15 protein-coding genes are annotated in these 14,299 nt (G+C 41.4%); all 15 read left to right on the forward strand.

Features of this window, described 5'->3' with window-relative positions; translation table 11 throughout:
* The 15 genes from MHI41_RS08045 to MHI41_RS08115 all read left to right on the forward strand — a co-directional run bounded on the left by MHI41_RS08045 (position 1) and on the right by MHI41_RS08115 (position 14,245).
* The gene (locus MHI41_RS08045) at positions 1-2,028 is read left to right on the forward strand and encodes a chemotaxis protein CheA (RefSeq protein WP_224559760.1); all 2,028 of its coding nucleotides are present in this window, start codon (positions 1-3) and stop codon (positions 2,026-2,028) included.
* Positions 2,029-2,052: 24 nt separating this feature from the next.
* Positions 2,053-2,514 carry a chemotaxis protein CheW gene (locus MHI41_RS08050; protein WP_008344771.1) on the forward strand — a complete coding sequence of 154 codons (462 nt, stop codon included), beginning with the start codon at positions 2,053-2,055 and terminating at the stop codon, positions 2,512-2,514.
* A gap of 12 nt (positions 2,515-2,526) precedes the next feature.
* On the forward strand, positions 2,527-3,153 hold the full coding sequence (locus MHI41_RS08055) for a chemotaxis protein CheC (protein WP_017367253.1): 627 nt from the start codon (positions 2,527-2,529) through the stop codon (positions 3,151-3,153).
* Positions 3,153-3,653, forward strand: a complete 501-nt coding sequence (locus tag MHI41_RS08060; protein WP_007499566.1) for a chemotaxis protein CheD — start codon at positions 3,153-3,155, stop codon at positions 3,651-3,653. The genes MHI41_RS08055 and MHI41_RS08060 overlap by 1 nt, the downstream gene beginning before the upstream one ends.
* 24 nt (positions 3,654-3,677) lie before the next feature.
* Entirely contained in the window at positions 3,678-4,445 is a 768-nt protein-coding gene (locus tag MHI41_RS08065) for a FliA/WhiG family RNA polymerase sigma factor (protein WP_007499565.1), read from the forward strand.
* A gap of 21 nt (positions 4,446-4,466) precedes the next feature.
* Positions 4,467-5,006 carry a hypothetical protein gene (locus MHI41_RS08070; RefSeq protein WP_057079556.1) on the forward strand — a complete coding sequence of 180 codons (540 nt, stop codon included), beginning with the start codon at positions 4,467-4,469 and terminating at the stop codon, positions 5,004-5,006.
* Positions 5,007-5,161: 155 nt separating this feature from the next.
* On the forward strand, positions 5,162-5,896 hold the full coding sequence (gene rpsB, locus MHI41_RS08075; RefSeq protein ID WP_007499561.1) for a 30S ribosomal protein S2: 735 nt from the start codon (positions 5,162-5,164) through the stop codon (positions 5,894-5,896).
* Positions 5,897-5,987: 91 nt separating this feature from the next.
* Entirely contained in the window at positions 5,988-6,869 is an 882-nt protein-coding gene (tsf, locus tag MHI41_RS08080; protein ID WP_007499558.1) for a translation elongation factor Ts, read from the forward strand.
* Between the two features lie 134 nt (positions 6,870-7,003).
* Entirely contained in the window at positions 7,004-7,726 is a 723-nt protein-coding gene (pyrH, locus tag MHI41_RS08085) for a UMP kinase (protein WP_008344767.1), read from the forward strand.
* Between the two features lies 1 nt (position 7,727).
* On the forward strand, positions 7,728-8,285 hold the full coding sequence (gene frr / locus MHI41_RS08090; protein WP_008344764.1) for a ribosome recycling factor: 558 nt from the start codon (positions 7,728-7,730) through the stop codon (positions 8,283-8,285).
* A 129-nt stretch (positions 8,286-8,414) separates the two neighbouring features.
* On the forward strand, positions 8,415-9,197 hold the full coding sequence (locus MHI41_RS08095) for an isoprenyl transferase (RefSeq protein WP_007499552.1): 783 nt from the start codon (positions 8,415-8,417) through the stop codon (positions 9,195-9,197).
* Positions 9,198-9,209: 12 nt separating this feature from the next.
* Positions 9,210-10,004, forward strand: coding sequence for a phosphatidate cytidylyltransferase (locus tag MHI41_RS08100; protein ID WP_007499550.1), 795 nt, complete (start codon positions 9,210-9,212; stop codon positions 10,002-10,004).
* Positions 10,005-10,043: 39 nt separating this feature from the next.
* On the forward strand, positions 10,044-11,195 hold the full coding sequence (dxr, locus tag MHI41_RS08105) for a 1-deoxy-D-xylulose-5-phosphate reductoisomerase (protein WP_019744167.1): 1,152 nt from the start codon (positions 10,044-10,046) through the stop codon (positions 11,193-11,195).
* Positions 11,196-11,201: 6 nt separating this feature from the next.
* Entirely contained in the window at positions 11,202-12,467 is a 1,266-nt protein-coding gene (gene rseP, locus MHI41_RS08110; RefSeq protein WP_007499546.1) for an RIP metalloprotease RseP, read from the forward strand.
* Positions 12,468-12,547: 80 nt separating this feature from the next.
* On the forward strand, positions 12,548-14,245 hold the full coding sequence (locus MHI41_RS08115; protein ID WP_224559759.1) for a proline--tRNA ligase: 1,698 nt from the start codon (positions 12,548-12,550) through the stop codon (positions 14,243-14,245).
* Positions 14,246-14,299: the final 54 nt, after the last annotated feature.

A 14,299-nucleotide genomic window follows, 5' to 3' on the forward strand; every position in this document is an offset into this window, starting at 1 on the left:
TTGGATGTAAACCAATACTTAGATATCTTTTTAGATGAAAGCAGAGAACACTTACAAACTTGTAATGAAAAACTTCTTGAATTAGAAAAGAACCCAACAGACTTGCAGCTAGTGAATGATATATTCAGAGCCGCTCATACACTGAAAGGCATGAGTGCAACGATGGGCTTTGATGATATGGCTCAATTAACACATCATTTAGAAAACATGTTTGATGCCATCAGAAACGAACAAATGATTGTCACTCCTGAATCAATGGATACGATGTTTGAAGCACTCGATCACCTTGAAGCAATGGTTCAATCGATTGCAGAGGGCGGGGATGGAAAACGTGATGTCACGGAGATTAGTAAAAAACTAGATGTGACAGGAAGCCATGCAGAAACAGCATCTGCCGTTGAGACAGCTGAAGCATCATCAGCTGCAAGCGACCTAGATTATAACGAATTTGAACGAACAGTTCTTGATGAAGCAAGAGAACAAGGCTTTAAATGTTATGAGCTGACCGTGACATTAAGTGACGCATGCTTATTAAAAGCCGTTCGTGTCTATATGATTTTTGAAAGACTGAACGAAGCAGGAGAAGTTGTCAAAACGGTTCCGAATGCAGAACTTTTAGAATCAGAAGATTTTGAATCTGAATTCAGCATTTCTTACTTATCGAAACAGCCGATGGAAGAAGTGAAAAAAATCGTGACAGCGATCTCAGAGGTTGAACAAGTGGAGATTTCTGAAGTCTCTGCCTTTGAAGAAGCGGCTCCGGCTGAAACAAAAGCAGCGAAACCTGAGCAGAAAAATGAAGAAGCCACAGTTCCTGCCACTAAAGCGCCAGCAAACGATGCGCCAAAAGCAAATGGCAATAACGGTGCAGCTGCCGGCGGAACGAAAACGATCCGTGTCAACATCGATCGTCTAGATTCACTTATGAACCTGTTTGAAGAGCTTGTCATAGATAGAGGACGTTTAGAACAGATTGCCAAAGAACTTGAAAACAACGAACTCACGGATACAGTGGAAAGAATGTCCCGTATTTCTGGCGACCTGCAATCGATCATCTTGAACATGAGAATGGTACCTGTAGAAACGGTGTTTAACAGATTCCCACGTATGATTCGTCAATTGACGAAAGAGCTCAATAAGAAAATTGAACTGATCATTGAAGGTGCTGAGACAGAGCTTGATCGAACAGTGATCGATGAAATTGGCGATCCGCTCTTACACTTACTTAGAAACAGTCTCGATCACGGGATTGAATCACCAGAAGAACGTGTGAAAAAAGGCAAACCAGAAAAAGGAACCGTTCTATTAAAAGCGTATCATAGCGGAAACCATGTCTTCATTGAAGTAGAAGATGATGGCGGCGGGATTAACCGTAAAAAGGTCCTTGAAAAAGCATTAGAGCGCGGAGTTATTACGGAAAGAGAAGCGGAAACACTTGAAGATCACCAAATTGATTCATTGATCTTTGCAGCAGGGTTCTCTACAGCGGATACGATTTCTGATATCTCGGGCCGAGGTGTAGGTCTTGACGTTGTGAAAAACAAGCTGGAATCATTAGGTGGTTCTGTGAGTATTAACTCAACAGAAGGTCAAGGTTCACTGTTCTCAATTCAGCTTCCACTCACATTATCGATCATTTCCGTACTTCTTGTGAAACTAGAGGAAGAAACATTTGCTATTCCGATTTCTTCTATTATAGAAACGGCTGTCATTAAGAAGAGTGACATCCTTCAAACGCATGATCGTGAAGTCATTGATTTCCGCGGATTTATCGTACCGGTTGTGTACTTGAAGAAACAGTTCAACGTACCAAATGCGAATGATTTAGAAGAAGAACTGCACATTATTGTTGTCCGTAAAGGAGACAAGCTAACAGCATTTGTGGTCGATTCGTTTATCGGTCAGCAAGAGGTCGTATTAAAATCACTTGGAGATTACCTACCAAACGTATTTGCGATATCAGGCGCAACAATCTTAGGTGACGGTCAGGTTGCACTCATCGTTGACTGTAATGCACTGATCAAGTAAAAAACAATAGAGGAGCGGTCTGAAATGAGTACAGATATCAAAACTGGCGAAAAGATGATTGTGTTTATCGTAAACAAAAAAGAATACGCCATTTCAGTATCAGAAGTAAAGTCCATTGAAAAATGGCAGCAGCCGACAAGAGTTCCTGGCGTTGCCCCTTATATATGCGGTGTCATTAATCTACGCGGTGTCGTGACACCTGTCATTGACCTTAGAGTGAGACTTGGATCAACTGACAACGAGATTACAGACGAAACAAGAATGATTATTGTACAAGTTGGTGACATTGAAGTCGGCTGGATTGTTGATGAAGCAAATGATGTCATTACTGTCCATCAGGAAGAGGTAGAATCTTCTACTGATTCAGCTGAAAAAGAAGGACTGTCATGGGTGACAGGAATTATTAAGCATGATCAGCGTCTATTCAATATCATTCATGCTGGTGCGGTCCTCGACAAGAGCGTGCAAGATGCACCTGTTCATTAAGGGGGATGTGAAATGAGCATTTTCAATGAAATTAAAGATGAACAGCTAGATATATTAAGTGAGGTTGGGAATATCGGAGCAGGCCATGCAGCGTCTGCTCTTGCCAGCCTATTGAATCGCAAAATTGATATGGCTGTTCCTTTTGTCAAAGTTCTCTCGTTTGAAGATTTAATGGATTTCTTTGGTGGAGCAGACCTTCCAGTTGCCAGTATCTTTTTGCGAATGGAGGGTGATCTTACCGGTTCAATCTTTTTCATTATGCCGTTTGAACAAGCTGAACAATTTGTAAGGGAGCTTGTTCAGGACCCAGCATTTGATATTGATACGATTCATGAACACATGCTAGGAACATCAGCGCTTCATGAGCTAGGAAATATTTTAGCAGGCTCTTATTTATCAGCACTTGCCGATTTAACAAAACTGCAGCTTCACCCAAGTGTTCCAGATGTCACGCTCGATATGTTCGGGGCTGTCATTAGTGAAGGGTTAATGCAGTTTAGTCCTCTCGGCGATCAGGCAATTGTGATTGATACATCGATTTTTGATGATCAAAATAAGCAAGAGCTGAAAGGAAATATGTTTCTATTACCAGACTTTGAATCGTTTGAAAAACTGTTCAAAGCATTAGGTAACCTATAATGAACGTGCAGATTCCGGCAGTTGTAAAGGTTGGTATAGCGGATGTTCAGCTTGTGAAAACACCGGACCGTATTCGGACATCCGGTCTCGGTTCTTGCGTAGGACTTGTCCTTTTTGACCAAGAAAAAAAACTGGCAGGACTTGTCCATGTCATGCTTCCAGACTCCTCTCTTTCAAAAGGAGCGGTAGAGAACTTGGCTAAGTATGCAGATACAGGTGTCAAGCATACAATTGATCTGCTCTTAAAAGAAGGAGCACGCAAACACGCGCTAAAAGCGAAGCTTGCTGGCGGCGCAGAAATGTTTAAATTTAAGTCAACCAATGATCTGATGAGAATTGGGCCTAGAAATGTATCAGCTGTGAAAGAACATCTGTCTCTTCATCATATCCCGATCATTAGTGAGGACACGGGCGGGAACAATGGACGCACGATTGAATTCGATCCGCTTACAACAGAACTTGAGATCCGCACTGTGAAACAAGGCATTATGAAGATATAACTAAGGAAGTATAGGGGGAGAAAGATGCAATCCTTAAATTACGAAGATCAGGCGCTATGGGCTAGATGGAAAGAGTGGAAGGACCCAGCTGCTGGAGATGATCTTATGCGCCGCTATATGCCGCTCGTCACATATCATGTTGGAAGAATTTCCATCGGTCTCCCGAAGTCAGTGCACAAAGAAGACTTGATCAGTCTAGGGATGCTCGGTTTATATGATGCCCTTGAAAAATTTGACCCCGGAAGAGATCTGAAGTTTGATACATATGCATCCTTCAGAATTCGTGGGGCCATCATCGACGGTCTTCGTAAAGAGGACTGGCTGCCTCGTACATCAAGAGAAAAAACAAAAAAAGTAGAAGCGGCAATTGAAAAGCTTGAACAGCGATATTTGCGAAATGTGACACCAACAGAGGTTGCTGAAGAACTCGGCATGAGTGAACAAGATGTGGTCACAACGATGAATGAAGGGTTCTTTGCGAATTTGCTCTCAATTGATGAGAAGCTGCATGATCAAGAAGACGGAGAAAACGTTCAAGTCATGATTCGCGACGAAAAGACTGTGACACCTGAAGAGAAAATGCTAAAAGATGAATTAATTGAACAGCTTGCCGAAAAAATGACAGAGCTTTCGGAAAAAGAAAAGCTTGTGATTAGTCTTTTCTATAAAGAGGAATTGACGTTAACGGAAATCGGTCAAGTGCTTAACTTATCGACCTCCCGCATTTCGCAAATTCATTCAAAGGCATTGTTCAAGCTTAAGCATCTGCTTGATAAAGCCATTCAATCTTAAAGAGTTAGTGAGTGAAAAAATATGCTATGGCTGATTAGCTTTATGCTTCATGCTGCACTTATTTATTTTGTGATCATTTTATACACGAGAATGAATTCGCTGAAGGCAACAGAACAAAAGCAGCGAGAGCTTTTAGAAGAAACGGAAAATACCCTGGCTGCATTTTTGATGGAAGTCAAAGAAGAGAATGAAAAACTATCAAAAGCTGCAGCCACTTCCCCTGATTTTTCTGCTGAAGAGCTGAAATCGGATCTTCAGACACCAATGCAGCCACAACCACCAATTGAATCCCAGCAATCGGTAGAAAGTGAAGATCCAGTTCCAGAGCACCTGTCGGCTCTCCTTAGCGAAGTTGAGGTGCAGGAAGAGAAGGTAAACGAACCCGTTTCAAGTCTTGAAACAGAAGCTTCTGCGCCTTCTGAAAGTGAAATAGAAGAAACATTTGAGGATCAAGTAAAGGCCTTATATGATCAAGGGCTATCATTAGAAGAAATAGCGAAAGAATTAAAAACGGGCAAGACAGAAATCGAGCTTTTATTAAAATTTAGCGGAAAGCTGTAAAGGATTCTTGATTGTCAGTCCATCATGTGTTATATTATTTCTTGGTGTTAAATACACACGCTTAATGATTCGTATGAAGGTGCTGCCGTGGCGCAGTTTTATGTGAACATGACTTAAGCGGAGGAAAAAAAACCATTATATTAGGAGGCAACAACATGTCAGTTATTTCTATGAAACAATTGCTAGAAGCTGGTGTTCACTTCGGTCACCAAACACGCCGTTGGAACCCAAAAATGAAGCGTTACATCTTTACAGAGCGTAACGGTATCTACATCATCGATCTTCAAAAAACGGTGAAAAAAGTAGAGGAAGCTTACAACTTCACGAAAAACCTTGCTGCTGATGGAGGAAAAATCCTTTTCGTTGGTACGAAAAAGCAAGCACAAGATTCAGTGAAAGAAGAAGCAATCCGTTCTGGTATGTTCTATGTAAACCAACGCTGGCTTGGTGGAACGTTAACAAACTTTGAAACAATCCAAAAACGTATCAAACGTTTAAAAGATATTGAAAAAATGCAAGAAAACGGTACGTTCGAAGTTCTTCCTAAGAAAGAAGTCGTTCAACTGAAAAAAGAATTAGAACGTCTTGAAAAATTCCTAGGCGGAATCAAAGACATGAAGGGTCTTCCAGATGCACTTTTCATTATCGACCCTCGTAAAGAGCGTATTGCAGTTGCAGAAGCTCGTAAATTGAATATCCCAATTATCGGTATCGTTGACACAAACTGTGATCCAGACGAAATTGATGTTGTGATCCCTGCAAATGATGATGCAATCCGTGCTGTAAAACTTCTAACTGCTAAAATGGCAGATGCGATTCTTGAGTCTAAACAAGGCGAAGAAGAAGCTGTTGTAGAAGAAACGACAGAAACTGAAACAACAACTGCGTAACCTATTCAAAAGGTGATAAGAGGGAACTGCCTTTTATCACCTTTTTTTCACCTAGTAATCCGTGTTTTAACATAGAAGGAGGAAATGTAAAATGGCAATTACTGCTCAATTAGTAAAAGAACTGCGTCAAAAAACTGGTGCAGGTATGATGGACTGTAAAAAAGCGTTAACAGAAACTGATGGTGACATCGATAAAGCAATCGATCTTCTAAGAGAAAAAGGGATCGCAAAAGCTGCGAAAAAAGCAGACCGTATTGCGGCAGAAGGATTAACTCTTATTAAAACTGACGGCAACACTGGCGTTATCCTAGAAGTGAACTCTGAGACTGATTTCGTTGCGAAAAACGAAGGATTCCAAAATCTTCTTAACGAACTTGCTGATCATTTACTTGCTGCGAAACCTGCAACAATTGAAGAAGCACATGCTTCTAAAATGGAAAATGGTTCAACAGTTGAAGAACATATTACTTCTGCAATTGCGAAAATCGGAGAAAAAATTACGCTGCGCCGTTTCTCAGTCATCACAAAAGAAGATAACGCTGCATTCGGTTCTTACTTACACATGGGCGGACGCATCGGTGTATTAGCGGTTCTTAACGGAACAACTGATGAAGAGCTTGCGAGAGACATCGCAATGCACGTTGCTGCTGTAAACCCTAAATACATTTCTCGTGACCAAGTGTCTGAAGAAGAAGCAAACCGTGAGCGTGAAGTATTAACACAACAAGCGCTTCAAGAAGGAAAGCCTGAAAATATCGTTGCTAAAATGGTAGAAGGCCGTCTAAACAAATTCTTCGAAGAAATTTGCTTACTTGACCAAGCATTCGTTAAAAACCCAGATGAAAAAGTGAAACAAGTTGTAGGTGCGAAAAACGCAACTGTTCAAACTTATGTTCGCTATGAAGTGGGCGAAGGTATCGAAAAGCGTCAAGACAACTTTGCTGAAGAAGTTATGAGCCAAGTGAAAAAATAATGTTTGAAAAGCTCTCTGGGGCTTTTTTAGGGAGCACAAGCACTGTGTTCCCTATTTTTTAGAGGATATTGATTTACAAAAGACGGTTTCTTACGCATAATAAGAGACGGTATAGTTTACACTTGGAGGTTATCATGAGCAAACCGAAATATAATCGCATTGTACTGAAGCTAAGTGGAGAAGCACTAGCTGGTGATGCTGGAAATGGAATTAACCCAACTGTCATTCAATCAATTGCAAAGCAAGTAAAAGAAATTGCAGAACTTGATGTTGAAGTTGCAGTCGTTGTAGGCGGAGGAAACCTTTGGCGTGGTAAGACAGGCAGTGACTTAGGAATGGACCGGGCAACAGCAGACTATATGGGGATGCTTGCAACAGTGATGAATTCATTGGCATTACAAGACAGCCTAGAAACGCTTGGCATTCAGTCTAGAGTACAAACCTCTATCGAAATGAGACAGGTTGCAGAGCCATACATAAGAAGAAAAGCGATCCGTCACCTTGAGAAGAAACGTGTCGTGATTTTTGCTGCAGGTACTGGTAACCCTTATTTCTCTACTGATACAACAGCAGCACTTCGTGCAGCTGAAATTGAAGCAGATGTCATTTTAATGGCGAAAAACAATGTAGACGGTGTCTACAGTGCTGATCCTCGTACAGATGCGGATGCAGTAAAATATGATAAGCTTTCATATCTTGATGTACTAAAAGAAGGGCTTGCTGTAATGGATTCTACTGCGTCCTCATTATGTATGGACAATGACATTCCATTAATCGTCTTCTCTATTATGGAAGAAGGAAATATTAAACGTGCCGTCAATGGCGAATCAATCGGAACGATCGTGAGGGGGAAATAACGTGTCAAAAGAAGTGTTGAACCAAACAAAAGAAAAAATGGAAAAAGCCGTTCAAGCATACGGACGTGAACTAGCAACTGTCCGTGCGGGCAGAGCTAATGCTTCCCTTTTAGACAAAGTAACAGTGGATTACTATGGTGCGCAAACACCACTAAACCAAATTGCGTCAATTACAGTGCCAGAAGCACGTATGCTGATTATCACACCTTACGATAAAACAGCGATCGGTGATATCGAAAAGGCGATCCAAAAGTCTGATCTTGGTATCACACCAACAAGTGACGGAAACGTGATCCGTATTGCGATCCCAGCACTAACAGAAGAAAGACGTAAAGAACTTGTAAAAGTTGTGAGAAAATACTCAGAAGAAGCAAAAGTAGCTGTTCGTAACGTTCGTCGTGATGCAAACGATGAATTGAAAAAGCTAGAGAAAAATGGGGAGATCACTGAAGATGAATTAAGATCATCTACAGAGGATGTTCAAAAATTGACAGATGAATATGTCGCTAAAATTGATGAAGTGACAAAAGATAAAGAAAAAGAAATCATGGAAGTTTAAGAAAAAACTATGTACAATAGATAATAGTGAAAAGACCCTCTTCATGTTTACAGGGGGTTTTTTTGTTAATACTGTTGAGGACTATATTATTAGCGGGAACGCAACCTTTTTGGGTGATGGAGGAATCTCATGCTCAATATACTCAAAAATTGGAAGAATCAGCAAACAGCAGCTTCCAACTTAGAAAGCCTGACAAAAGAAGACATATTAAATGGAGAAATTCCTGAACATATCGCCATTATCATGGATGGGAATGGAAGATGGGCGAAGAAACGTGCGCTTCCACGGGTAGCAGGACATCATGAAGGAATGAAAGTTGTCAAGCGCATGACCAAGCTTGCAAATGAGCTGAATGTCAAAGTGCTGACTTTGTATGCTTTCTCTACAGAAAATTGGAAACGTCCAAAACTAGAAGTAGACTTTTTAATGAAGCTTCCTGAAGAGTTTCTAAACATCTATCTGCCTGAACTCATCGAGGAAAATGTCCGTGTACGTTTAACAGGTGATCCAGACGGCCTCCCGCAGCATACGAAAAAAGCGGTAGAGAACGCAGTGAAGAGTACGGCGAATAATGACGGACTCATTTTAAATTTTGCGCTCAATTATGGAGGAAGGACAGAAATTATTTCTGCATGCAGACAAATTTCTGAAAAAGTCAAAGAAGGCAAGCTTCGAGCAGAAGACATCACAGAAGAGATGTTTTCAGCTTATTTAATGACAGAATCTCTTCAAGATCCGGATTTGCTTATTCGCACGAGTGGAGAAATTAGATTAAGCAACTTTATGCTTTGGCAAATTGCATACAGCGAGTTTGTCTTTACGGATGTGCTTTGGCCTGACTTTTCTGATGAGCATCTCATAGGCGCTATCGGAGAGTACCAGCGCCGCGGCCGGAGGTTCGGTGGAATTTAGAGGGTGGTGCAGATGAAACAAAGAATTTTGACGGGTGTTCTGGCAGCTGCAGTGTTTTTACTTGCAGTGATTTATGGACAAATGCCATTTACCCTGCTGATTTATTTAATGGGAAGTGTCGCTCTCTTTGAGCTTCTTAGAATGAAAAAGATTTCGATTTTCAGCTTTCCTGGCATTGTCAGCTTAATATTGCTTTGGCTTTTAATGGGCGGAGAAAATAGCTTCTTCCCGAACGTAGACGCATCAAAAATGCAGATTGCTTTATTTGCAGTCTTAATCCTTTTAACTTATACAGTTCTGAGCAAAAACTCTTTCACATTCGATGAGGTTGCTTTTGTTATATTAGCCACATTATATATTGGCGTTAGTTTCTATTATTTTATTCAAATTAGAGGCTTGTATGGCATGAGTGCGATCTTCTTCGCAGCGGTGATTATTTGGTCCACTGACTCAGGTGCCTATTTTATTGGGAAATCTATGGGGAAACGAAAGCTTTGGCCAGAGATCAGCCCAAACAAAACAGTAGAAGGATTTATCGGCGGAATCGTCACAGCGGTCGTGCTGTCACTTGTGTTCCAGGCGGTTACAGGATTTTTGCCATCATATCTGCTTGTTATGTTTATTACTCTTTTGCTCAGTATTTTTGGACAGCTTGGCGACCTTGTGGAATCTGCTTTAAAGCGTCATTACCATGTGAAGGATTCAGGGACAATACTCCCAGGTCATGGCGGAATTTTGGACAGGTTTGACAGCTTTTTATTCGTTCTGCCGTTTTTATATCTATTGCTGGCCACGTTTGCTAGCTAACCTCATAGAAACTAATTGAACGAGAGAAGGAGTGGCAATTTGAAATATATTTCGCTATTAGGCGCAACAGGATCAATTGGAGAACAAACATTAGATGTGATCAGGCAGCATCCAGACAAATTCAAGTTGAAAGCGATGACGTTTGGCAGAAATATAGACAAGGCCATCCCTATCATTGAACAATTTCAGCCTGAATTTGTTGGATGTGTAGACGAAGAGACCTATCGCACGTTAAAAGGTCATTCATTTCAATACGATGTCAAAATGGCTGCGGGTGATGAAGCGAACATCGAAGCAGCGACCTATGATGCAGTGGATGTTGTGGTCAATGCACTGGTAGGAAGTGTCGGACTTGTGCCGACATTAAAAGCCATTGAACAAAAAAAGACGATCGCACTTGCAAATAAGGAAACACTTGTGACAGCTGGTCATATAGTAAAAGAGTACGCCAAAAAGTATGACGTGCCTTTACTTCCTGTCGATAGTGAACACTCCGCTATTTTTCAATCCCTGCAAGGTGAACAAGCTAAAAACATTGAACGCTTAATCGTCACAGCTTCAGGCGGCAGTTTCCGAGATAAAAAACGCACGGAGCTTGAAGGTGTCACGGTTGAAGAAGCGCTGAATCATCCAAACTGGTCCATGGGCGCAAAAATCACGATTGATTCAGCGACCATGATGAATAAGGGGCTTGAGGTGATTGAGGCGCATTGGCTGTTTGATATCCCATACGATCAAATTGATGTGCTGTTACATAAAGAGAGCATCATCCATTCCATGGTGGAATTCCATGACAAAAGTGTCATGGCTCAGTTAGGTACACCTGACATGAGGGTTCCGATTCAATACGCGCTCACTTACCCTGATAGAGCGCCATTAAAAGAAGCGAAATCATTAAACCTTTGGGAGATTGGACAATTAAATTTCCAAAAAGCGGATTTTGACAGGTATCGCTGCTTACATTTTGCTTATGAATCAGGTAAAATAGGAGGGACAATGCCTACTGTGCTTAATGCAGCCAATGAAATTGCTGTTGATGCATTTCTAAAAGGCAAAGTAACGTTCCTGCAAATTGAAGAATTGATTGAAAAGGCACTGAACAGACATCATGTGATTTCAACGCCTAGTTTGCAAGATATCCATGAAGTGGACAAAGATACACGAGACTTTGTTCAATCAATCCTCGCATAAGGTGGTATGTTCGTGAATACAGTGATTGCGTTTATTATTATTTTTGGAACGCTCGTTTTTTTCCACGAGCTTGGCCATTTAATTATGGCGCAGCGCGCAGGCATTTTATGCCGCGAGTTCGCAATTGGTTTTGGACCGAAGATTTTCTCCTTTAAACGAAAAGAAACCGTCTATACCATCAGACTTCTGCCAATCGGCGGATTTGTTAAAATGGCTGGAGAAGATCCTGAAGTCATTGAAATTAAACCGGGTCATACAGTGGGGCTCTTATTCAATGAGCAAAATGAAGTAGAAAAAATCATTTTAAATGATAAAGAGAAATATCCTGATGCACTTGTCATTGAAGTTGAACAAATTGATTTAGATCATGCGATGAGAATTTCAGGATATGAGGCTGGAAATGAAGACATCCTTACTGGCTACAATGTAAGCCAAACAAGCTTCTATATTGCAGATGGTGAAGAAATTCAAATTGCACCATACAACCGTCAGTTTGGTTCAAAAACAGTATGGCAGCGCATTAAAGCCATTGCAGCTGGACCGATTATGAACTTTATCTTGGCATATGTGATTCTTGTGGCTTTAGGATTTATTCAAGGTGTAACCGTGGATGATCCTGTACTTGGTAAGCTGACAAAAGACGGCCGGGCAGCGCAAGCTGGGCTTATGCAGGGAGATCATATCGTTTCAATTAACGGGGATAAAATGAATTCTTGGACAGACGTTGTTCAAACGGTTCAAAAAAACCCAGATAAAAAAATGAATGTCGTCATTGACCGAGATGGCAAAGAAAGCACCATTCAGGTTGTACCGGAAGCTGTGAAGGCAGAAGGAAAAACCATTGGCCGTTTTGGCTCTTATCCGCCAACGGAAAATGGCTTTCTCAAAGTCATTTCATCCTCAGGCACTACAGTGATATCTACAGCAGGTCTCATCTTAACGAACTTGCAAAAGATTGTCACAGGACAATTTTCGTTAGATATGCTTGCAGGTCCTGTTGGAATATATGACATGACAGGAGAAGTAGCGAAACAAGGTGTGTTAACATTAATGCAGTTTGCTGCGTTTCTTAGTATCAACTTAGGGATCGTGAATTTATTACCGATTCCTGCATTAGACGGAGGAAGATTACTTTTCCTATTCGTTGAAGCCATTCGCGGCAAACCAATTAATCGTGAGAAAGAGGCACTTGTTGTCTTCATTGGTGTTGCGTTCCTCATGCTATTAATGCTAGTAGTGACATGGAATGACATCCAGCGATTATTTTTATAAAAACCATTCTCTCTTGTTTCTCATTCTGGGAAACAAGAGTTTTTGTGAGAAGTCCTATTTCTTAAATGAGGTGTAACGACATGAGACAATCCCTGACTTTCATTCCAACTCTTCGAGAGGTGCCGGCAGATGCTGAGGCAAAAAGTCATCAGCTGTTAGTAAGAGCTGGATTTATTAGACAAAACACGAGCGGTATCTATCATTATCTGCCGCTAGCACATAAAGTGATTCAGCACATTCAATCCATTGTTCGCAAGGAAATGGAAAAGGCGGGAGCAGCTGAGCTGTTAATGCCAGTGCTGCAGCAAGCAGAAATGTGGCAAGAGTCAGGAAGATGGTATACATACGGTCCAGAACTCATGCGTATGAAAGATCGCCACGGCCGCGAGTTTGCACTTGGCCCAACACACGAAGAAGTGATCACATCACTCGTACGCAGTGAAGTAAAATCGTATAAAAAGCTTCCTTTGACACTATATCAAATCCAATCTAAATTCCGTGATGAACAAAGACCTCGCTTTGGGTTATTGCGCGGACGTGAATTTATTATGAAGGACGCCTATTCATTCCACTCTTCACCAGAGAGCCTTGATGACACATACAACAAAATGTTTACAGCTTACTCGAATGTCTTTTCAAAAGTAGGTCTTAACTTTAGACCCGTCATTGCCGATTCTGGGGCAATGGGAGGAAAAGATACACATGAGTTTATGGCGCTGTCAGAAGTAGGAGAAGATACAATCGCATACTCTGACACATCATCCTACGCTGCGAACATTGAAATGGCTGAGGCTGTGTATCACGGAGAAGAAGCAAACCCTGCGGACTTCAAAGAACTTGAGAAAGTACACACGCCGCAGGTAAAGACGATACAAGATGTTGCGGCATTCTTAGAAGTCGCTCCTTCTACATGTATCAAATCTGTCTTGTTTAAAGCGGACGATGCGTATGTACTTGTCCTGACAAGAGGCGATCATGAAGTAAATGATGTGAAAGTGAAAAACTTAGTTGGAGCACAGCTTGTTGAGCTTGCTTCACGTGAGGAAGTTCTAGACGTGATCGGAACAGAACCAGGATTTGTTGGACCAGTGAAGCTTGAAGCGGAAGTAACGATTTATGCAGACCACGCTGTAAAAGGAATGACAAACGCAGTTGCAGGTGCAAATGAATCGGATTATCACTATTTCAATGTTAATCCTGCTCGTGATCTGTCAGTGAAGGAATATACAGATCTTCGCTTGATTCAAGAAGGAGACGTTTCTCCAGATGGTGAAGGCACAATCCAGTTCGCAAAAGGAATTGAAGTAGGACAAGTCTTTAAGCTAGGCACGCGTTATTCAGAGGCAATGGATGCAACATACCTCGATGAAAATGGACGTGCGCAGCCAATGATCATGGGCTGCTATGGCATCGGAATTTCTAGAACCCTTTCTGCGATTGTTGAACAGCATCATGATGACAAGGGGATTATTTGGCCAGAAACAGTTGCGCCATATGATCTTCATCTACTTGCCTTAAATATGAAAAACGATGCACAAAAGGAACTGGCTGAAACGCTGTATGAGCGTTTACAGGAAGAGGGCTATGATGTCCTTTTCGATGACCGTCAAGAGCGTGCAGGCGTCAAATTTGCCGACAGTGACTTAATTGGACTGCCAATTCGCATTAGCTGCGGGAAACGTTCAGAAGAAGGTATTGTCGAAGTGAAATTCAGAAAATCAGGTGAATCACACGAAGTATCTGTTGATGAACTGATTTCATTTATACGCCAAGCATAAAAAACGAACAAAAAAATGAAGGTACCTCCTGCAAAAAAGAGGTACCTTTCTGAT

This window comes from Bacillus sp. FSL M7-0307 (assembly GCF_038627835.1).
In the GTDB taxonomy this organism is placed as follows: domain Bacteria; phylum Bacillota; class Bacilli; order Bacillales; family Bacillaceae; genus Bacillus; species Bacillus altitudinis.